Annotated in this window: 16 protein-coding genes and 1 tRNA gene; 11 read left to right on the top strand and 6 right to left on the bottom strand. The window is 37.5% G+C overall.

Annotated features, from left to right (window positions below; genetic code table 11):
• Nucleotides 1–560 precede the first annotated feature (560 nt).
• On the top strand, nt 561–2,504 hold the full coding sequence (locus tag BARBAKC583_RS02185; RefSeq protein WP_005766502.1) for a DUF1561 family protein: 1,944 nt from the start codon (nt 561–563) through the stop codon (nt 2,502–2,504).
• 369 nt (nt 2,505–2,873) lie between these two features.
• Here the strand turns inward: BARBAKC583_RS02185 and BARBAKC583_RS02175 are convergent, their stop codons facing one another.
• Together BARBAKC583_RS02175 and BARBAKC583_RS02160 are read right to left on the bottom strand one after the other, a co-directional pair.
• Nucleotides 2,874–3,098 (bottom strand): hypothetical protein, encoded by a 225-nt coding sequence (locus BARBAKC583_RS02175; protein WP_011807326.1) that lies wholly within the window; start codon nt 3,096–3,098, stop codon nt 2,874–2,876.
• 1,091 nt (nt 3,099–4,189) lie between these two features.
• A tRNA-Ser gene (locus BARBAKC583_RS02160) sits at nt 4,190–4,280 on the bottom strand.
• Between the two features lie 334 nt (nt 4,281–4,614).
• Here BARBAKC583_RS02160 and BARBAKC583_RS02155 point away from each other — a divergent pair.
• The 10 genes from BARBAKC583_RS02155 (at nt 4,615) to BARBAKC583_RS02110 (ending at nt 18,124) form a co-directional block, all read left to right on the top strand.
• Entirely contained in the window at nt 4,615–5,835 is a 1,221-nt protein-coding gene (locus tag BARBAKC583_RS02155) for a porin (RefSeq protein WP_005766494.1), read from the top strand.
• An 831-nt stretch (nt 5,836–6,666) separates the two neighbouring features.
• Nucleotides 6,667–8,502, top strand: coding sequence for a phosphomethylpyrimidine synthase ThiC (gene thiC / locus BARBAKC583_RS02150; RefSeq protein WP_005766492.1), 1,836 nt, complete (start codon nt 6,667–6,669; stop codon nt 8,500–8,502).
• On the top strand, nt 8,499–9,449 hold the full coding sequence (locus BARBAKC583_RS02145) for an FAD-dependent oxidoreductase (RefSeq protein WP_005766490.1): 951 nt from the start codon (nt 8,499–8,501) through the stop codon (nt 9,447–9,449). Before thiC ends, BARBAKC583_RS02145 begins: the two co-directional genes overlap by 4 nt.
• A gap of 3 nt (nt 9,450–9,452) precedes the next feature.
• Nucleotides 9,453–9,650 (top strand): sulfur carrier protein ThiS, encoded by a 198-nt coding sequence (gene thiS / locus BARBAKC583_RS02140; RefSeq protein WP_005766489.1) that lies wholly within the window; start codon nt 9,453–9,455, stop codon nt 9,648–9,650.
• Between the two features lie 4 nt (nt 9,651–9,654).
• On the top strand, nt 9,655–10,428 hold the full coding sequence (locus BARBAKC583_RS02135) for a thiazole synthase (RefSeq protein ID WP_005766487.1): 774 nt from the start codon (nt 9,655–9,657) through the stop codon (nt 10,426–10,428).
• Nucleotides 10,425–11,030: a thiamine phosphate synthase gene (locus BARBAKC583_RS02130; protein ID WP_005766485.1), complete on the top strand. Its 606-nt coding sequence runs from the start codon at nt 10,425–10,427 to the stop codon at nt 11,028–11,030. The genes BARBAKC583_RS02135 and BARBAKC583_RS02130 overlap by 4 nt, the downstream gene beginning before the upstream one ends.
• Nucleotides 11,021–11,779, top strand: a complete 759-nt coding sequence (locus BARBAKC583_RS02125; RefSeq protein WP_005766483.1) for a hydroxymethylpyrimidine/phosphomethylpyrimidine kinase — start codon at nt 11,021–11,023, stop codon at nt 11,777–11,779. The genes BARBAKC583_RS02130 and BARBAKC583_RS02125 overlap by 10 nt, the downstream gene beginning before the upstream one ends.
• A 210-nt stretch (nt 11,780–11,989) precedes the next feature.
• Entirely contained in the window at nt 11,990–12,817 is an 828-nt protein-coding gene (locus BARBAKC583_RS02120; RefSeq protein ID WP_011807325.1) for a uracil-DNA glycosylase, read from the top strand.
• A 78-nt stretch (nt 12,818–12,895) separates the two neighbouring features.
• Nucleotides 12,896–15,523, top strand: coding sequence for an aminopeptidase N (gene pepN, locus BARBAKC583_RS02115; RefSeq protein WP_005766480.1), 2,628 nt, complete (start codon nt 12,896–12,898; stop codon nt 15,521–15,523).
• 279 nt (nt 15,524–15,802) lie between these two features.
• Nucleotides 15,803–18,124 carry a sensor histidine kinase gene (locus tag BARBAKC583_RS02110; protein WP_005766478.1) on the top strand — a complete coding sequence of 774 codons (2,322 nt, stop codon included), beginning with the start codon at nt 15,803–15,805 and terminating at the stop codon, nt 18,122–18,124.
• A gap of 315 nt (nt 18,125–18,439) precedes the next feature.
• On the opposite strand, the gene BARBAKC583_RS02105 is transcribed toward BARBAKC583_RS02110, so the two are convergent.
• The 4 genes from BARBAKC583_RS02105 to BARBAKC583_RS02085 all read right to left on the bottom strand — a co-directional run bounded on the left by BARBAKC583_RS02105 (nt 18,440) and on the right by BARBAKC583_RS02085 (nt 22,744).
• A complete protein-coding gene (locus tag BARBAKC583_RS02105; RefSeq protein WP_005766476.1) occupies nt 18,440–19,822 on the bottom strand; it encodes a sensor histidine kinase in 1,383 nt (460 codons plus the stop codon).
• Nucleotides 19,819–20,505, bottom strand: a complete 687-nt coding sequence (locus BARBAKC583_RS02100) for a response regulator transcription factor (protein ID WP_005766474.1) — start codon at nt 20,503–20,505, stop codon at nt 19,819–19,821. The genes BARBAKC583_RS02105 and BARBAKC583_RS02100 overlap by 4 nt, the downstream gene beginning before the upstream one ends.
• Nucleotides 20,506–20,581: 76 nt before the next feature.
• A complete protein-coding gene (locus BARBAKC583_RS02095; RefSeq protein WP_005766472.1) occupies nt 20,582–22,099 on the bottom strand; it encodes a Do family serine endopeptidase in 1,518 nt (505 codons plus the stop codon).
• 201 nt (nt 22,100–22,300) lie between these two features.
• On the bottom strand, nt 22,301–22,744 hold the full coding sequence (locus BARBAKC583_RS02085; protein ID WP_011807323.1) for a cytochrome c-type biogenesis protein: 444 nt from the start codon (nt 22,742–22,744) through the stop codon (nt 22,301–22,303).
• Between the last annotated feature and the right edge of the window lie 2 nt (nt 22,745–22,746).

Raw genomic sequence — 22,746 nt, 5'->3', positions numbered from 1 at the left:
TATATCAGGTTAATAAACTTTTCTCTTTCATAAGATGATTTTTACTTGCAACACATTTTTGTTTAAAGAATAGACTTCAATCATTTTTTGTTAGCGATTCTTCATTGCTTATTTTTAAAATATAACTGTTAATATGATTATTTCGTATTGTTATCAATCATATACACGAAAATTATTTTATTTTCATAATATAAGGGAAATAATCTATTCACTAAAAAAATTAAGCTAGTTTAAGTATTATTCTTCTAATCTTCTTTCTACTAGCCACGAGATTTATCAAAAACTCTGGATGTCAATAAGAGTACCAGCATAGATTATGACTATTTTACTAAAATTACACAGTAAGCACTCTGTTTCTGAGGCTCAATGCATGATGTTCAAGCACATGTATGAAGAAAACAACCATAAATAAATCACAAACACAACATCAATAAACCACGAATTTATTGTTTTATCCAAAATCCCATCCCCCCTGTTCTTTATTCAGAATGTGGCGATCAAGCACATTTTCCAACGCACACATCAATATCATAGCGAAAACGATGTAAAGGAAGCACACAATGAAATTGAGGCTGTTGTTGTTCTTGTTTAGCCTCTTATTGTCTCTTCATACTTCTTTTTCCGCACCTATTCCTGCTCAAGTCCTGCAAACCCCTACGGACCATCCTAATGATAAGATTATCGGCGTTAAGCTCCATAATGGGGAACAGTACTGTTATGCTCCTATCTTTACAGAAGGGGACGGCTACGTTTATATCGATAAATGCAATTCTCCTTACGTTAAAAAAGCTCGCCATGACCTGTTTCAAAGAGTGTCTTGGAATATTGATGGTGTTTGGCTGTGCATGACCGCCCCTAATTCCGTTACAGGTCTTGAAGGAAAATCCACAGCTGACTGGGGATACCTTTTATTAAGACCCTGTGTGATCAATAATCCCAATCAACGCTGGATCATTAAAGACAGAAGCTTCCACACAGCCGATGGAAGATTTCGTGTTAAAGACCATAAATGGTATGCCTATATTTCAAAGAACGAGAAAGACTATTATGACCATCATTTAACTTTTGAAATGATGGCATGGACGCAAACGATTTCTCCTCCTGGAAATCTCAGTTCTAAGACATTTGTAGGATGGGCATATGTCACTCAATACCCTCCTGCGTTTCGTTTCTATTATCTTCGTAACAATGTATCTATAGAATCTGAAACTCCAGCTCTTCTTTATTACAATCCAGAAAATGGCCATATCGCGCAATATTACACCGCCTTTGGGGGTTTTTATTGTATGGTGTCACAACAATCGGCCGGAGAGGATTGGAATTGGGTTACATGGCAACCTTGCACGGATACTGTTCCTTCAAGTAAGAACTCTGCTTACTGGGATCTTTCTCAGTTAAACGGAACTGAAGGTATCATTTTGGATTATAAAGGCAATGTGTTAAGAGTTGCTCGCTATGGTTCTCATTGGGGAGTGCCTTACACAGTGAGTAAGAGTTATATTGAGAAAGATACCACCCACTCACCCCTATCGAGTTTTACCTTATCTAGGGATATTGAAAGATGGAACCGTTATGTGAATGGGAATTTAGGAGAGACACTGACTTATTGCCCTGCCCCTGGAAAAAAGAAAAACGCTACACAGGTTTCTACCGCTAAAACACGAACAAAACGGTCTTTACCTTCTGACTTTCAGCTTACTGAACAATGGATGAAAAGACTCTGGGATATTGCGAGAAGCAATATTCCTGGTTCCTCACCCAAAATTTCCTTTTGCGGAGTCTGTATGCTGCATACTATGCAAATGCTTGCTGAATTACAGGAAGATCATATAAGTGGACCTCGTCAAACTGGAGGATATTTCTTTAATACGCGTCCAGGTGTGGATCCATTTATCTCATTTCGCAATAGATTTCCTGTGCTTACAGAAAGACTTGAAGCAACAATTTCCTATAATACAGTACCTTGGCGTGCAAACGAAAATGTTTTTACAAGAACAAGTAGAGTAAGTCGTGCAATAGCATTAATACTGTTACCCAGATACGACTGGAGGCCTTCAAATCTTGCAACAACAGAAGATGAAATAAGAAGTGAACTTCGCAAGCTGTTGCGTTTTCCTCCTGGAACACTTTGGTATGTCGTAATTATCAGATCTAATAGAGATCGTACAAGTACAGTTGGTCATGTCCAACCTATTTTAAGGACAGAGGAAGGGCTCGTAATAATCCCTACAAATGCAGCTAATATAAGTTGGGACGAATTCAGGAGAGCTGTTACTGCAACAAGAGATGTAGATCCATTGATATCTGAACTCTCACTCGGGGGCACGCGAACACTTTATTCACTTGTGACATATCAAATAGCTTGGAGAGACGAAATTTCTCTGAATTTTTACATATCCCAGAGAAATTGCACCGGAGAAGGAGATCATAGAAGAGGCAATGGACAATTGCCAAGAGCTTCTCTCCTTAATCAGTGTGGTAGTGGTAGATGTGCTATCCAATGAAGAATATGATAGCATAGCCTTTCATGTTTTTGAGAGCTCCATTTCTTTAAATGCATGAAAATCGTGTTAAGTGCATTAATCAAAACTCTCAAAATCAAAAATGAACAAAAATATAATCATTACCATCCATTACATAAAGTGAGACATCATTTTTGCACCCTTGTAAATATTCATCACCTCTTGTAGAATCTTTTCTGATTTCTGTGAGCTCTACATTCTTGTTACCTTGTTTTCTTGCCACGTTGCCAACCACATAAACGTTCACCTTGCGTATTGTGCTTTAAGATGTCTCTCGCCAAATTTGTGCTGATCACATCCAAATCTTGGCGCTCTAAATAAATTGGTAACCAACCAACACAGGAAAAACGTTCATTTATCGCGCAACCACCGAGAGAGATCAGCACGTACATCAGCATCACTTTTCTGATTAATATCATTTTCTACCTCAAGCCGCGTTACCGCCATCTTTAATTCATGCTTTGTTCGCTTATGCTGTTCAGCTTTTTTACTAGCGCAAAAGGCTTTCACTAAAGCCACAAAAAAAGCAGATAAAGCTCTTAGAATAATCACAAGATATTTTTTCAACAAAACCATAAGCACTCTTCCTGGAAGCATTTTGCAATGAAAAAATCCTTATACAAACCACCAAAATTATAGTCAATATTTAGAACCTATTGCACAAAGCCACAGACCTTTTCTTGAAAAAAGCCCTGTAAAACTTGATAAGGCTCCAATGATAAGTCTAGAATTTCTTGCTTTAAAAGCCAAAATTTCCGCTTTATTTAAATAGAGTATGTCGACTATTTTGTTTCGACTCTTTGACAATTTTAAAAAAATATAAACTCCTCTGCCCCACAGACCTGTTTCTGCTGCACAGAGATTAGTGAAAACCTTGCAATTTTTTTTCACCTGCTCTGATTCATTTCTGCAATTCAATTGGTACTGCTTTATAATAGCCTTTGTTCAGATTTTGCAAAAATGTAGAGGTGCAAAAAGCTTCTTCCCTGACATTATAAAATAAGTGCAGAAAATGTGAAATCAGCAAAGTCCTTCAATGGAGATGATTTTACGTTTTACTCCGTAGTTTAAAAGAGAACATAAAAATATTATCGTCAGTAACCCCATAGCATTCATGAACGCGCATGAATTGATGTGCTGCTTTATACAGGTTTGCGACGCGGGATGCAGTTCGTATTGGTTGAAAAGATGTTACAGACAATATCATTCATTTAAAAACAGAAAAGAGTCAGTTTCAAACGGATGTCTTGCCTTCTATTTTTCCTAAATTAGCCGCTACACTTGCAGCTAGCCTGATTGATATAAAAATAAAACGTCTATTTGTAGTAAAAGGTAGCAAAAATTAATCAAAGAAAGCTTTGACAAATATATTTCGTAAAGCCTGTAAGTAAACAGACATTAAAAAATCAGCACATAAATTAGGAAAATTAGCTGCAACGGGAGCAGAAAGCGTGCGAATTACAGAGTTTTACAATTAAAAAACATTTTAGATAGATCGGGGATAGCATGTCATCTTTTTATACTGAAGACAGTTGAGAGAAAACGGTTAGCTATCGAATCAATAAAAAAGTTACAAAAAAGTGCGGGATAGGCTCTAAAAAAGTCAATAAAATCAAAGTGCTTCAAATTCCCTAATCTTAATCTAAGTTATTGACTTTATTGACAAATGGCGGAGAGGAAGAGATTCGAACTCTCGAGAGCCTTTTGAGCCCTACTCCCTTAGCAGGGGAGCGCCTTCGACCACTCGGCCACCTCTCCAAAGGTGACGCATAAACGGTCTTAGCAAAAAGTTCAAGATATTTTCTATTTTTTTCAAAAAATCTGAAATTTTCCTTTTGGATTTCCAAATTAGATAAATATTAATTTTTAGTATTAAAATTGCAGTATTTAAAGAGCAAATATGTTGTTTTTTTACAACAGAGTTTTAAAATAGCACATGAACAACATAAAAAAAGATCATTTTATATTTTATATTTCACAAAGATCATTATTGGTTATCTCTTTAGGAATTTGAAGGTATCATGTTGTTGTTTTAGTAAGCGCAACAGATAACCTTATGGCTTTATTACAATAAACTGCTGGGAGATCAGTTATGAATATTAAAACCTTGCTTTTATGCTCTACAGTGGCTTTTATAGGAATTTCTGGAGCACACGCGGCCCCAGATATTGTTGAAAAGCCAAAATCTATAAAATATCTTCGTGCTTGCGATGCATATGGTGCAGGGTATTTTTATATCCCTGGAACAGAAACATGTATGAAATTATCGGGTTATGTTCGCGCCTCTTTTAAAGGAGGGCATGATGTTGATGCAAAGACTAATGCCGATTTAGATCAACATAAAAAAACTTACGATGTAAGCTCACGTTTAGCTCTTATTTTTCAAGCTGCTTCTGAAACTGAATTAGGGACACTTCGTTCTTATGCAAGACTTACCTCAGATTGGGTAAATGGAAAAAGCGGAGCTGGTGGAAGACTTAATGCTGCCTATATTAGACTTGGTGGTTTTAGTGTAGGTCTTGATGATACAATTTTTAGTACGTGGACCAGTTACGGTGAAGTCATAAATGACGATCTTATAGCACCAGCAGGCAATGTACGCACCAATTTTGTTTCTTACACTTTTGCCAGCAACACAGGGTTTGCTGCTATTATCGGAGCTGAATTGGGCAATGCCTCAGATCCTATAGGCCCTGATAAAAAATACTATTATATTGATAAAAGTGACCAAGTTTCTATTGTCGCTGATAATGACCTTCTAAGTAAACAAACGAAAGACTATATTCCACATATCCTTTTAGGTGCACAATTTGTTCAAGGGTGGGGTGGTGTTTCAACGATAACTGTTTACGATTCCCATTATAAAAAATGGGCTAATAAAACGCGTTTAGATTTTAAAGTTAATGATGACATAAACGTATGGGTAACAGGGGGTTATAAAACTAATGTTGATTACTATACAGCAGATGAGCAAAATGTATTATCACGAGAAAATACAACAATTTACGCAGGCTGGGGTGGAAAATGGGCTGCATGGACTGGAGTAACCTACCAAATTACTCCAGAGGCGAAGCTCAATACTCAAATTTCTTACAGCGCTGTAAAAACTTTTTCAGCATCTGCCAATATTGTATACACATTAGTTCCAGGTTTCACTATTACACCTGAAGTGAGCTATATCGCGTGGAAAGATGACCGTACTTTCAAAGGTCAGCAAGACAGTGCACAGCGAAACTCTACCCCAAATTATACTCATGCTTTGAATGGAAAAAACGCTCTACAAACTATGATACGCCTTCAGCGTTCATTTTAATACTTTAAGAAAAGGCTTCTCTTTTAAAAACTGGCAATGTAAATTGCCAGTTTTTTTATTTGAAAATATATGTAATGATTAGAGTAATATTTCACAAACTTGCATCACTGATTTTTATTTGTCAGTAATGAATCTTGCACTGTAAAAATATTCTCATAAACTTAGAACGGTTGTGAAAATACTTCACAAACCCTATCAACATAATTTATCAGAAAATACAGCTTCTGACTGTCAAGATAATCTCTTCTATATTTTAGGAACTTACATTTATAAGATAGTATTGTATATCTTCTAAGATTAGAAAATACTCACCTATATTGCTTGGCAATACACATGTCTTGCTAGCTATACGTCTTAAACTAATTTGTAGCCTTATGATGAATCGCATAAATGCAGCGTTGATTATCCATCTCTTACCTTCTTACATCAGATATCATCGTTCATATGACATCTTTCCTCTCATATTTTAAGCCTGTAAGAGAATTTTTTAAATATGTAATTCATGATTTATAATAATTTTTATCTTCATTCTAAAAAATATTCCAAAATCGTTAAGAACACATCTTTGTGATTGACAATATAAGAATTTAAGCTGATGATAGCCGTGTAAGTGGAATATTCTGATCGGGGTTGGGGTATGTACGACAAACATTATTAAAGATATTTCATTAATTTTCTCAAAGAGAAATTTTCTAAATTTTCCGAATATGTGTTGATATGAAAGTGACATTGTACCGGGCAATTTAAAATTGAGTACAATCAATAAGTTAAATATATTCTGATTAACCTTGTAACTTTCCATTGAATTACAAATTTATAGAGAGAAAGTTTGTGCAAAAACATACTCCATCAGTTAGTTGTAGCCCTTTTCCTTCTTCGCACAAATTTTATCAACAAAGCCTTCTCTTTCCTAACGTGCGCGTGCCATTACGTAAAATTTTATTGACAGATGGCAGCGGCGAGAGTCCTTTCAACGTCTATGACACTTCAGGTCCTTACACCGATGAAAATGTGATCATTGATATCACGAAAGGATTGCCTGCAATCAGGATACCTTGGCTATCTGAGCGTGCTGATACTGAATCTTACCCTGCTCGATTAGTTAAACCTGAAGATAATGGCTTTACCCATGGTAAAGACCTGACACCAGTCTTTGAAAAAAAACGACCTATTTTGCGTTCAAAAAATGGTAAATCCATTACACAGATGACCTATGCACGGGCAGGTATTATCACTGCAGAAATGGAATATGTTGCAATACGTGAAAATGAAGGTCTGATAGAAAAAAACAAACAGCACACGACATCAAGTAAAGCATTTGATGCATCAATACCGGAAGTCTATACAGCAGAATTTGTTCGCAATGAAATTGCCTGCGGGCGAGCCATTATCCCGCAGAATATCAATCATCCAGAATGCGAACCCATGATTATTGGGCGTAACTTTCGTGTTAAAATTAATGCTAATATTGGAAATTCAGCAGTCACTTCATCCATGGCAGAAGAAGTAGAAAAAATGGTTTGGGCTATTCGCTGGGGAGCCGATACCGTTATGGATCTTTCAACGGGCCGTAATATTCATAATATTCGTGAGTGGATTATTCGAAACTCTCCAGTTCCTATAGGAACTGTTCCAATTTATCAAGCACTTGAAAAAGTACATGGTATTGCTGAAAACCTAACATGGGATATCTTTCGCGATACTCTTATTGAACAAGCAGAACAGGGCGTCGATTATTTCACTATTCATGCAGGATTAAAATTAGCTTTCATTCCTCTAACTATTGATCGCACAACAGGTATTGTTTCGCGAGGTGGTTCAATTATAGCCAAATGGTGCTTGCATCACCACAAAGAGAATTTTCTCTATGAGCATTTTGATGAAATTTGTGATATTGCACACACATATGATGTATCTCTTTCATTAGGTGATGGATTGCGTCCTGGATCTATTGCTGATGCAAATGATGAAGCTCAATTTGCGGAGCTCAAAACTTTAGGTGAACTAACCCAAATTGCATGGGAAAAAAATGTACAGACCATGATTGAAGGACCTGGTCATGTTCCAATGCATAAAATTAAAGAAAATATGGATCAACAATTAGCTCTCTGTAATGAGGCACCCTTCTATACTTTAGGCCCCCTTACAACTGATATTGCACCTGGATATGACCATATCACATCAGCCATTGGTGCGGCCATGATTGGTTGGTTTGGAACAGCAATGCTCTGTTATGTAACACCTAAAGAACACTTAGGTCTACCAGACAAAAATGATGTCAAAACTGGTGTCATCACTTATAAAATTGCTGCCCACGCTGCTGACCTTGCCAAAGGCCTACCCAGAGCACAATTGCGCGATAACACTCTTTCACGCGCACGATTTGATTTTCGATGGCATGATCAATTCAACCTTTCTCTTGATCCAGATACAGCCCGCGCCTTTCATGATGAGACAATGCCTAAAGAAGCTCATAAATTAGCGCATTTTTGTTCTATGTGTGGGCCTAAATTTTGCTCAATGCGTATTTCCCACGATATCCGTGATGCAGTGGCAATAAAAAAAACAAGAGACGAAGGCATGGCTGCTATGGCCGAAAAGTATCAACAAAATGGTGATCTCTATATGAAAGTCATGCCTTCTATAAAAGAAACAGTAGACGATTGAAAAACATTCTTATCAAAGGCGCTGGTATAGGCGGTTTAACAGTTGCCTTTATGTTACAACAACAGGGTGCTGCTATCACCTTGTCTGCTCCACCTCATTTTCCTATAGGATCTGCAAGCTGGTATGCAGGAGGCATGCTAGCACCTTATTGTGAAAAAGAGAGTTCTGAACAAATTGTTGAAGATCTCGGTATACGAGCCATACAATGGTGGAGTAAAATCTTCCCTGAAATTGTAAAACAAAGGGGTACTTTAGTTGTTGCACCAACACGAGACATAGCAGAGCTCGAACGATTTTCATTGCGCACCAACAATCACAAAACCATCAACAGTACGAAAATAGCTCACCTTGAACCTGACCTCAACGGGCGTTTTCATCACGCACTCTTTTATGCGACTGAAGCGCATATTGATCCCCGCAAGGCACTTCTGACTTTAAAAAATATTCTTATAAAAAATGGTGCATATATTGTTGATGTAGGAATTTCTGAAAAAAAATTCGATATTATTATTGATGCAACAGGAATAGCACGCTTAGGAAAAGATAAAGATATACGAGGAGTACGTGGAGAAATGCTTCTCTTACGCAGTGCGGATATCAAAATTTCTCGTCCAATTCGCCTTCTTCATCCACGGTTTCCACTCTATGTTGTTCCCCGACAAGATAATATTTTTATGATCGGGGCAACAATGATTGAAAGCGATTTTAATAGCGCAATTTCAGCAAGATCAATGATGGAATTGCTCAATGCTGCCTATACTTTGCATCCTGCTTTTGCTGAAGCAGAAATTATTGAATCTGGCGTCGGAATACGCCCATGTTACCCCGATAATCTCCCTCATGTTAGCAAAAAAAACAACCATATCTCCATAAATGGCTTTTATAGACATGGTTTTCTTTTATCTCCAGAAATTGCAAAACAAGCAGTAAAATTAGCATTGGAATGAAGTATGAAAATATTTGTCAATGATGAAATAATCCAAACAGACGTCACCTATTTAAATTTACTACTTGAAGAATTAGGTTATAAGGGAAATTGGCTAGCAACTGCTGTCAATTCTGAAGTTGTCTCTTCAGATGCACGCGGTCAATATGCTTTGCATGAAGGAGATAGAATTGAAATTCTAAGCCCAATGCAAGGAGGTTGAAGCTATGTTGAATTTTTATGGCCATGAATTCTCATCTCGCCTTTTATTAGGTACAGCTCAATATCCATCACCAGAAATCCTGCGTAAAGTTATTGATAAATCTGGCACAGAAATTGTAACAGTTTCATTACGTCGAGAAACTGCAGGGGGAAAACATAGCGGACAATTTTGGCAATTTCTTAAGGAACTTAACGTCACAATACTACCCAATACCGCTGGTTGTTACACAATTAAAGAAGCTGTTACGACAGCGCAATTAGCACGCGATCTATTTAAAACACCTTGGATTAAACTCGAAGTTATTGGTAACCCGGATACATTACAACCAAATATTTTTGCCTTAGTTGAAGCAGCACAAATTTTAAATAATGAGGGATTCCAAATTTTTGCCTACACAACAGATGATCTCATCGTTGCCGAAAAACTCCTTGAAGTTGGTTGTCGAGTTATTATGCCTTGGTGTGCTCCTATTGGGTCTGCCAAAGGCCCTCGTGATACAGATGGATTACGCTCTATCCGAGCTTATCTTCCTGATCTTACTCTTGTTATTGATGCAGGCATTGGGCGCCCATCACATGCTACCATTGCTATGGAGCTTGGTTATGATGCAATTTTACTCAACACCGCTGTCGCTAAATCAGGTGATCCTGTCTTGATGGCTGAAGCATTTTCTAAAGCTGTTAACGCGGGATATATGGCCTATAAAGCAGGTATACTAGAAGCACGCGATGTAGCTGTGCCTTCAACACCCATCATTGGGAAAGCAGTATTTTCATGAAACTCGATCCATTTTACCTCATTGTTGACAATGCTGACTGGATCGAACGTTGTGTCCCCCTTGGGATAAAGCTTGTGCAATTACGTATAAAAAATAAAGATACAGAACTCATAAGACACCATATAAAACGAGCAAAAAATATATGTGATCAATTTGGAGCACAATTCATCGTTAATGATTATTGGGAAATAGCCATTGATGAAAAATGCGATTTTATTCATCTCGGACAGGAAGACTTAAACAATGCTGACATTCCTGCAATCCGTAAAAATGGTATAAAATTTGGTCTTAGCACCCACGATGAATATGAATTGGATATCGCTCTATCTTTTTGCCCTGAATATATTGCGCTTGGCCCTATTTACCCAACAATTTTGAAAAAAATGAAGTGGCCCCCACAAGGACTAGAAAAAATCAAACAATGGAAAAAACTGATTGGCCCTTTACCTCTCGTTGGCATTGGTGGTTTAACACCAGAACGAGCAATCAATGTTTTGCAAGTAGGGGCTAATAGTGCCGCTGCTATCACTGATATTATTTTACATAAAAAACCTAAAGAACGTGTCCAACAGTGGATAAAAGTAACCCAAAAATGGCGTTGATACCCTCTATTCTTGTTGTTGCAGGTACCGACCCAACAGGTGGTGCTGGTATTGTTCGTGATATAGAAACGACTGCACACTTTCAAATAAAAGCAAGTTTAGCGATTACCTCTGTTAATGTGCAAAATAACAACCACGTTGCTGAAATTGCTCCCATGAGCGGAAAATTCGTTGCCGCACAAATGCAGGTAGCCTTAGAAGCTAACCCAATAAGTGCAATCAAAATTGGTATGACAGGCACTCAGGAAATTATAGCAGAGATCTGTAATATACTAAAAAATTACAACCATATTCCTGTTGTTCTTGACCCTGTTTTTGTCGCCTCATCAGGAGGAAGACTCACAACAGAAAAAATTATAGAAATTATGAATAATAAACTACTTCCTCATATTGACATTTTAACACCAAATATGAAAGAATTAGCTCTTCTTAGCCAAAGTCCATTGGCCTCTAATCATCAAGAGGCAATGCAACAAGCAAAAAAACTCCTTTCACTTGGTCCACGTTATATATTGGTTAAAGGTGGGCATGCTGATGGTCCATTTGCAACAGATAGCTTAATTAGCCAAACTGAAGTTATCAATATTTCCGCTCCACGTTTAAAAGGAACAATGCGGGGTACAGGTTGCATTCTTTCAAGCGCTATTGCTACGCGTTTAGCACTTAATGAAACTATGACTGACGCTGTCAAAAATGCAAAAGCGTATATTCACACACTTCTTTTAACCCATTGCCAAAAAGATCATTAAAATCTTAATAGCTCTTATTGTCTCATAAGATTCCTCGCTATATTTCTCGCAATCTACTTCCCGTTATAGTGCAATAGAAATCACTTATTTTAATCTTACGATCAGCTCAATATTCTAAATCTTTACAAACAATAAGCTCATCATAAAGCTTGAAGAATAATTCTGCTTGGTTTATTCATTAATCAGTTAACTATGAAATAAAAAAGTGAAATGTCACAACAAACGCAATGTCCAATCTCGTATGAAGAATTGCTAAGCTTTTATAAAGAAAGTGGTGCAGATGCCGCGCTTGCGGATGAACCCATTAACCGCTTTAATCAATCTCCTTCTTCAGAGCAGAAATTAAAACAGACATGTGATATCCCTTCCCATCAACAAACACCACCAACTATAAAACTCAATGCCCCTCCACTTAATCATCCCGATACAACGCAACACGCGCTCTCAGCCATCGAAATGGCAAAAAATGCCAAAACTCTCGACGAATTAAAATCTGCTCTTTTGGCTTTTGACGGTTGTTCATTAAAAATGACAGCTAAAAATACCTGTTTTTCAGATGGGACAGCAGGAAGCCCACTCATGCTTATAGGAGAAGCACCAGGACGAGAAGAGGATATACAAGGGATTCCATTCGTAGGAAAGGCAGGCATATTACTTAACAAAATACTGGCATCTATTGGTCTAACAAGAGAAAATGTTTACATAGCTAATACTGTTCCTTGGCGTCCACCGGGCAATCGCACACCAACAGCAAGAGAAATGGCATTATGCCGCCCCTTTATTGAACGTCAAATTCAACTCGCTAACCCTCGTATCCTGGTAGCTCTGGGAGGGACTGCTGTACAATTTTTTACTGGAACTCAAAGCGGAATTGTCCGCATAAGGGGGAAATGGCTTACCTATGAAACAGAAGATAAAGTTAAAATACCGGTCATGCCAACCTTTCATCCTGCCTATCTTTTACGAACACCTAGTCAAAAAAAGCTCACATGGATAGACTTTCTAGAAGTTAAAAATCGTTTAAATAACCTTTCGTAATTCCTAGATCTTTCTTTTTTCAAAACATCAACACTGTTTCAATCTTTGCTATCTCAAAATATCACCAGGAAAAAATCTATGAAACAACCAGTAACGCCCATTTATCGTTTAGAAGATTACCAACCAACACCCTACGCTATACCCAAAATACAGCTTAACTTCTGTCTGGAACCCACAAAAACGTGTGTTACAGCAACATTATTCATTGAACCTCGTAACGATACAAAAGAATTCACGCCTCTTATACTTTCTGGTGATGAACTTACTCTAATTTCCATTTTTCTCAATGGTAAAAAATTAGCTGAAAATGCTTATAAGAGCACCCCATCATATCTAGAAATTACACGCCCACCAGCGGCCCCTTTTACATTGGAATTGATAACGGAAATTAATCCTGCACAAAACAGTCAACTCATGGGACTTTATCTTTCCAATGGGGTCTACTGCACACAATGCGAAGCAGAAGGTTTTCGTCGCATCACTTATTTTTATGATCGCCCAGATGTTCTTTCTACTTACACAGTAAAAATTGAAGCAGATTCTCAGACAACTCCTATCTTGCTCTCTAATGGCAATCTTGTTGAAACAGGAACTTTGGATAATAACCGCCACTTTGCTGTTTGGACAGATCCTTATCCAAAACCGTCTTATCTCTTTGCTTTAGTTGGTGGAAATCTTGACCAGTTAAAAGATTATTTCACTACCGCATCTGGACGACGTGTCAAACTTGGGATCTATGTAGAAAAAGGAAAAGCTGAATACGCAATGTATGCAATGGATGCACTCAAACGTTCTATGCGTTGGGATGAGGAGTGTTTTGGGCGCGAATATGATCTTGATGTTTTCAATATTGTTGCCGTTTCAGACTTCAATATGGGAGCAATGGAAAATAAAGGCCTGAATATTTTTAACGATAAATACATTCTTGCAGATCCTGAAACAGCAACTGATCGCGATTATAAAAATATTGAACGCATCATCGCACACGAATATTTCCACAATTGGACTGGCAATCGTATAACCTGTCGGGATTGGTTTCAACTTTGTTTAAAAGAAGGATTAACGGTTTACCGGGATCAGGAATTTTCTTCCGATCAAAATGTACGCAGCTTACAACGAATTGAAAATATAAAAATGTTGAAAGCTACTCAATTTCCTGAGGATTCTGGCCCACTAGCTCATCCCGTCCGCCCCCGCCAATATAGTGAAATCAACAATTTTTATACTACGACCGTCTATGAAAAAGGGGCAGAAGTAGTCCGCATGGTGCACACTATCTTAGGCTCAACTCTTTTCCGTAAAGGTATGGATCTTTATTTTCAACGACATGATGGACAAGCTTGTACTATTGAGGATTTTATCTCCTGTTTTGCTGAAGTCTCTGGCCAAGATTTTTCACAATTTATGCTGTGGTATGAACAAGCGGGAACACCCAATGTAGAAATTGATAGCCATTATAATGAGGGTATTTTAACAATTCATGCGAAACAATATATTCCAAAAACACCGCAACAAAACAAAAAAAGCCCCATGCTTATCCCTATTGCTTTTGGCTTATTGGGACATAATGGGGAGCCACTAACCTATGAGGCTGATAAAAATATTCAATCAGATGTTATGATGCTCTCTCAGGAAAGTCAGACTTTCACATTCAGAGGACTAAGTGAAAAACCTATTTTATCACTGCTTCGGAATTTTTCTGCTCCTATTACTTTACATATACCATTCGATGAAAGTGAACTCATTTTTCTTGCTCAAAACGATAGTAATCAAATCAATCGCTGGCAATCACTTAATTATCTAATGACTCAAACTCTTATTCAAGCAATTAAGGATAAAACGCTTGAAAAGATAGCCATGCCCTCCAAGCTGCTTACATTGATCGCAACCATTGTCAAAGATGAAAATCTTGAACCTGAGTTTCGTGCATTGTGCTTAAGTTTACCGAGTGAAATTGAACTTGCGCACACACTCACTAACAATATCGATCCAGATCGCATTTATGATGTGCGTAATCAATTTTTAGCTTCAATCGCACACACTCATCAAGAACTCTTCGCAACAATTTATGCACAAATGCAAATAAAAGAGCCTTATTCACCAAACACTGTGCAAACCGGAAAACGAGCACTACGCAACATTATATTAGATTATCTTTCTCTCGCAGAAAACAAACCGGATCACGCTATCACACAATACGAAATGTCTGATAATATGACTGATCGCATAGCGAGCCTAAATATTTTAGTACAGCGCTTTAACAAGAGCAAACAAACACAAAATGCTTTAAGTGATTTTGAAACTCGATATAAGAACAACCCCTTAGTCATGGATAAGTGGTTCTCTATCCAAGCGATAGTTGCAGGAAAATCAACACTTGATCATGTTCAAAAACTCATGAAGCATCCACTATTTTCACAGGACAATCCCAATCGAGTTCGTGCTTTAATTGGTGCCTTTGCTACTGAAAATCCAACAAGTTTTCATAGAATAGACGGTGCATCTTATCATTTCCTGTGCCAACTTATTCTAGAAATTGACAAAAAAAATCCACAACTTGCTTCTCGTTTGTTAACAATTATGCGCTCTTGGCAACAGTGGGAACCCATTCGGCAGAAAAAACTTGAAATGGCATTAAAAACAATTGCAGCAGCACCTAAATTATCAAGCGATGTAGCGGATATTATCAATCGCATACTCACTTAAAAAACATTTATAATCAATATATTATAATTTTATTACAAAAAAAGAGCTATCTAATAATAAAAATCCTATAAACAGATCTTTTTTATCTGTTTATAGGCTGTATTTAAGCGTTTTATAAGAGCTCGTAATTTATAATCATAAGAGAAAAATTTCTTTTTTTAAATTTTCTAAAAAAAGACTAGACAGAAGACTCCTGTTTTGATTCACTGTGCTTATTGGGTTGTTATGAGTACCGCAATGGTTATTCAATCATATTGTTCATGATCAAAGGAACCAGAAATGGCGAAATTGGACGTGTATAACGCGCCCACGGAAACACACTCTGATGCAAAATCGAGTGCTCAAAGTTGTAAGACGCGAACAGCACATATTAATCATCTTTCTGATTCAAATTATAAAAGACTGTTATTTATTGAGCCTTGGCTGCGACGTTTTATTCCGTTCATTATTATCACGTTTTTGATTGTATTAGCAGCAATCCGCTTCGTGTTAATTTATGATTGGCATAATGCCATTGATAAAGATACGCGCTCTAAAATTACTCTTTTAACCACTCATATCATCAATATAATTAATCGTGATTTACTCTCTGCTACGAAGAAAGAAAGAAAGGCTATTCTTTCTCATAATCATTTGCAAAATATTTTGATAAATTTTCAAAATGAAGGCCTCACCAATACCAACACTATGATCACCATTATAGACCAGAATAGAAACGTTTTAGCCTCATCAAATCCAGATATAACTTTAGGAAAACCTTTACAAGATTTTATCCCTCAAAGCACTGCTTTATGGACTCTTGGAAAATATACTGGTGCAATGCAAATTATGATAGGGGAAGAACCTGCTTTGGCGTCATTTCATGAAACAGAAAATGGCCAATATGGCGTATTCATCAGTGAAAAAACGCACCATATCTACATGGAATGGCATAAAGTCTTTTCATTAAACCTAATTCTATTCATAGGAACTGCCAGTATTATTCTAGCGCTTCTCTATGCTTACTATACTCAAGTTACACGAGCACGCAATACAGATTTGATTTCAGAAAAAATTCAAAACCGCATTGATATGGCAATGATGCGTGGACGCTGTGGACTGTGGGATTGGAACATGGCAAGCGGACGTATTTATTGGTCTCGTGCAATGTATGAAATGCTGGGTTATGTGCCTCAAGATGCCCTGCTATCAATTTCTCAAATCACTGCCATTATCAATTCAACTGATATTAATTTTTTTGATCTTGCTCAAGAATTAATGAGTGGTGAAAAAAAACATATCGATATCAACGTCCCTATGCGTCATGCTGATGGTCATCATGTATGGATGCGTATTCGTGCTGAAGTTACTGAAGAGGAAGAGCCTCACTTAGTCGGTATTTCCTTCGATATTAGCGAACAACATCAATTTGTTGAACAAACAGCACAAGCCGACCTTCGTATCCGTGATGCTATTGAAAATATTTCAGAATCTTTTGTCCTGTGGGATTCAGAGGGGCGTCTGGTTATGTCTAATAGTAAATTTTGCGAATATGCAGCTATTCCTAAACAAATGCTACAATCAGGTATTCAACGTGCAACTGTTACAGCCATGGCTCGCCCTGCTATTAGTGAATATTTTCTCAAAGAAGATGATGGTACTGGTAATTTGACCAGTATTCGACAAACAGCAGATGGTTTCTGGCTTAAAATTAATGAACGACGCACTCAAGATGGAGGGCTTGTGTGCATTGGGACGGATATTTCCGAGCTTAAACAACAACAAGAAAAATTTGAAGATAGCGAAAGACGACTTTTTTCTTTTATTCAAGAACTTAAACGTGCACGAGGAAATGCCCAGCAACGTGCAACAGAAGTTGAAAAACTCAATAAAAGCCTGCAAGCGGAAAAAGAGCGAGCCGAAAGTGCTAACAAAGCCAAATCAGAATTTTTAGCTAATATATCCCATGAATTGCGCACTCCACTTAATGCTATTCTTGGTTTTTCAGATATTATGTTACAATCCACTTTTGGTCCTCTTGGCTCACAACGCTATGAAGAATATATGCGTGATATTCACAATTCGGGAACTCATCTTCTAACACTCATTAATGATATTCTTGATATGTCAAAAATCGAAGCAGGAAGATTTACCCTTGATTGTAAAAATGTTGATCTTGAACCCATCATTAGTGAAGCAATCCGTACACTGACGCCACAAGCACAAGAAAAAAAGATTTCCATTACAGCCAATATTGCACCAAAACTCCACGCAGAACTTGATTGCCGTGCAATGAGACAAATTTTCCTTAATCTCATCTCTAATGCAGTTAAATTCACACCCTCTGGCGGTAGTATTGATATCTGCGCTTTCCAGAAAAAAAATAACCTTATTTTTAAAATTAAAGATACAGGAGTTGGTATTCCTCAATCAGCCATTAAAAAACTTGGAAAACCGTTTGAACAAGTTGAAAATCAATTTACTAAAACCCATACTGGCTCAGGCCTTGGCTTAGCTATCTCCCGTTCTTTACTAGAATTACACAAAGGAAAACTTGAAATCGCCTCTGAGGAAGAGAACGGCACAACTGTAACCATCACAATACCGATTAAACAAAATTAGATATTAAAAACATTCTCGTCATGATTCACTACAGGAAAATCTGTTTCCATTTAGCACCTCAACGATAACCTATAATATCACTTCCCATATACACAGTGAAACAACTAAGAAATTAACAATTTCTAAATTTTCTTTTTCACTTTTTTCTTTAATATTTTGCAGTCATTGATCACCACTTTCATCAAGTGAATACAAAAAAGAGACACATTTTTTAAACGCTTATGTATCTTTTTGAAAAAATATTTCAATTTTCCATGCTATTTAAAATATAAAAACACAGCAAACACACTAAAGAAGCGTGGTTATGAGCCTGTATTAAGGAAATGATAGAATAGCTCTAAGCCCTGGATTTGCATTTTCTAAAATAAGTTCGCCCCCATGAAGCTTCATAACAGCTTTTGCCATACTTAAACCAATACCAAAACCTGGCTGTGTGCGGCTTTCTTCAAGACGAACAAATCGTTCTGTCACTTTTTCAAGCTTATCTACTGCAATTCCTGGACCATTATCACTAACCACAACACGTAAACGTTCACCAAAGCATTCCATAGACAAAGAAATCTCTGTCTTCTTCTCACCTTCAGACGCATATTTAATCGCATTATCAATGAGATTAAATATTGATTGTGCAATAAGCTCACGATTTAGCTTAAGATTTTTGTCAAATGTATGCCCTAGCTGAAGTAAAATACCTTCTTCTTCGGCAAAAGGTTCATAAAGCTCAACCGCATCTTCAAGAATCTGCTTCATATTCATGATCTCAAAATTCTCAATCGAATTGGTAGCTTCAATGCGTGAAATCATTAAAATTGCATTAAAAGTACGAATAAGTTGATCTGATTCAGCAATGACATCATCCAGCGCTTGTCGATATTCGAGCTCTGTTTTTTTCCCTGAAAGAGCTTCTTCAGCACGATTCCTAAGACGCATCAGGGGTGTCTTAAGATCATGAGCAATATTATCTGATACCTGACGCAAACCAATATTTAATTCTTCAATGCGATCTAACATAACATTAAGGTTAGCTGACAGTCGATCAAATTCATCACCAGCCCCAGATACAGGTAAACGCTCACTAAAATTACCATCCATTAAGCGCTGTGATGCATCTGTTACACGATCAATCCTCTGCAATGCACGCCTACCAACAAAAAACCATATTAATAAAGCACCTCCAACCATCGCTACCAGAGCAATGACCATGGCTTTACGAATGATGATTGCAAAACGCTCTGGTTCATCCAAATCTCGTCCAATAAGAAGTTTCATAGCATTGGGTAAATCAACAATGATTGCTAAAGCACGATGTTTACTTGTTTGACCATGCTCGCCAAAACGTGAATACAAAAAGGAACTCGGAAGAAAACCATTATGGTTAAGAAGACCGGGTTCAATATATGCAACATTCCCTGCTAAAATACGCCCCATAGGATCCGTGACAAGATAAAGAAATGCTCCTGGTTGCCGTGAACGATGATCAATCGTGCGCACCAATAAAGCAAGCCCACCATAATTATAAGCGCTTTCAATATTCCCTAATTCTTCACGTAACGCCTGTTCAGTTTGATCTGTCAACAATGAAATAGAAAACGCCATCATATAAATAGAAAGTGCTGCTGCAACCAATCCAAATAATAAAATATAGAGTGCAGAAAGTCTTAGCGCAGTTGTGCGCATCATATTGATTAAATAGTTCATGTTTTTTTGTCTGGAGCTTTCAGCATATATCCAGCCCCACGTACCGTATGCAAAAGCGGAATATCAAAATCTTTCTCTATTTTTGCTCTTAAACGGGAAATATGAACATCAATAACATTTGTTTGAGGATCAAAATGATAATCCCAAACATTTTCCAAAAGCATCGTGCGTGTCACAACCTGACCAGCATGACGCATTAAATATTCAAGCAAACGAAATTCTCGTGGTTGCAATGTGATATTCATTTCACCACGTTTCACAGTGTGTGATAACCGATCAAGCTCAAGATCGCCAACACAATAAACAGTTTCTGCCTCTTTAGGATTTTTTCGCCGTTGTAATACTTCCACGCGTGCAAGTAATTCCGAAAAAGCATAAGGTTTTGTCAGATAATCATCGCCTCCTGCACGCAACCCCATCACACGGTCATCAACTTGCCCTAAAGCAGAAAGAATAAGGACAGGAGTTTCATTCCCTTTTGCACGTAACTCAGAAATGATAGAAAGACCATCACGATGCGGCAACATCCTATCAATAATCATAACATCATAACGTTCTGTCTCGGCCAAAGCATAACCTGTATCCCCATCACAAGCAATATCAGCTGCATGCCCCGCTTCTAAAAATGCTTTTTCGAGATAACGCCCTGTTTCACGATCATCTTCAATGATGAGTATTTTCATACAATGCATCCCATTATTTCAATCGATAATTATTGGGACAAAAATTTATAAAACCTCTGTCCCAATGCCAACAACATCACTTTTTAATAATTGGAAGAGCAACAAAACGATTCTGATCTTTTGTCCGCACTTGTAGTAATATCGCACTGCGCCCTAACTCTTGTGCATACTTGATTGCATCGGCAACATCAGATGCCTTTTTGACAGGTTTATTGTTGACTGTCACGATGACATCACCGGGACGAATTCCCCTCTCTGCTGCATCTGAATCCAAATCCACATCCGTAACAATCAACCCTGAATCATCATCAGAAGTGGTTACAATTAAACCATAATCCTCCAGTGTTTCAGAACCACCTTTCTTGCTTGAAGATTTTGAACCTTCTCCCTTATTTTCGCTTTCAGGCATTGAATCGATCTTCACCTTAACGCTATCCTCTTTACCAGATCTCCAAACACCTAAAGTCGCTGTTTCTCCTGGTCTAATATTTGCAATACGCCTTGCAAGATCACGCGCATCAGTGACTTTTTTATCATTTACTGAAATGATCACATCACCTGCCTTAATACCTGCCTTTTGTGCAGGCCCCTTTAACGGATCAGTAACCAAAGCACCTTTCACTTCTTTTAAACCAACTGAATCAGAAATCTCTTTCGTAACTGCTTGAATCTGAACACCAATCCAACCGCGCTGAACCGAACCCTTTTCAATGATCTGTTTCACAACCTGTTGTGCCGTTATTGCAGGAATAGCAAAGGCAATACCAACATTTCCACCATTTCCACCGGAAGGAGAGAAAAATGCTGTATTAACCCCAACAACCTGCCCATTTAGATTAAAAGTTGGACCACCAGAATTACCTCGATTAACAGCGGCGTCAATCTGAATAAAATCATCATAAACACCAGCACCGATATCACGCCCACGCGCTGAAACAATCCCTGCTGTCACAGTTCCACCAAGACCAAATGGATTGCCAACAGCAACAACCCAATCACCAATACGAACTTTCGTATCATCTGCAAAATCAACATATGTGAATGTTCGCTTATCATCCACTTTCAATACGGCAAGATCAGTTCGAGGATCCGTTCCAATTAGCCTTGCCTCGAGTTCTGTGCTATCATCAAGAACAATAGAATAGCTTGTTCCACCAGAAATTACGTGATTATTCGTCACAATATAACCATCCGATGAAATAAAAAATCCAGACCCGAATGCAACAGAACGGGGTTTACGTGAACGATTTGAATATTTGTCGTTAGGCCAAGCATACTCATGAAATTCTTCGAAAAACTTTTTCAAAGGATGTTGATCTGGTAATTGATCCATCCCTGGACTTCCAAAAAAACCACCAAAAAATCGATCTTTTTTTGTTTCTTTTTTATCGCTCTTTACCTGTACAGCAACAACAGCAGGTTTTACTTGAGAAACAATATCTGCAAACCCTTGCTGTTGACCTGACGTAACGAACACAGGTTTCGCATAAGCAGCGCTCCTCCATAAGTTTGATCCACTAAAAAACATTGTGCTTGCTAATGCTGTCGAAAAACCTATAGCTCTTAATGTCCTATATAAAGTGGGATTAACCATTTTATGTGCTCCTATCCACTAATATTTCATTTCTATCCTAATTCATCATAAAATAGCAGACCTTACCGTTTTCTGTCTAAATTGTTAAAGTTCTGTAAGATTAAATAAAAAATCGTTGATTATAAATAAAGCTTCATCATTCATGTAAGCTCGCCAGAATTCTTTTCTAGATATAATGTTTATTTACTTTCAACGATATTATTAACTTTTCTCTTCATCAGCATTTAAAGCAATTAATTCTTTATATTTACAGTATTTTATCTGGAAAAATATAAAACTGATACCAATAATCAAAATTATCAGGGGCGATAACCATAAAAACCATGTGGCTTTATTAAATGGCGGTTTCAACAAGATAAATGCACCATATCGCTCAACAAGAAAATCGATAACTTGCTGATCACTATCACCTGCTTTTAAGCGTTCACGCACCAAAATGCGTAAATCACGTGCCAATGAAGCGTTGGAATCATCAATTGATTGATTTTGACAAACCGGACAACGTAAATGTAATGAAATATCACGAGCTCGTAATTCAAGGACAGGATCGTCTAACATCTCATCTAACTCTACGGCCATTCCCAACCGCATAGAAAAAATAACAACATAGAATAATATAACAGCTCTATAAAAAAGCTTTTTCATAT

Source organism: Bartonella bacilliformis KC583, from assembly GCF_000015445.1.
Classification (GTDB): domain Bacteria; phylum Pseudomonadota; class Alphaproteobacteria; order Rhizobiales; family Rhizobiaceae; genus Bartonella; species Bartonella bacilliformis.
The sequence above is the reverse complement of the archived record's forward strand: the minus strand, read 5'-3'. Positions and strand labels throughout refer to the sequence as shown.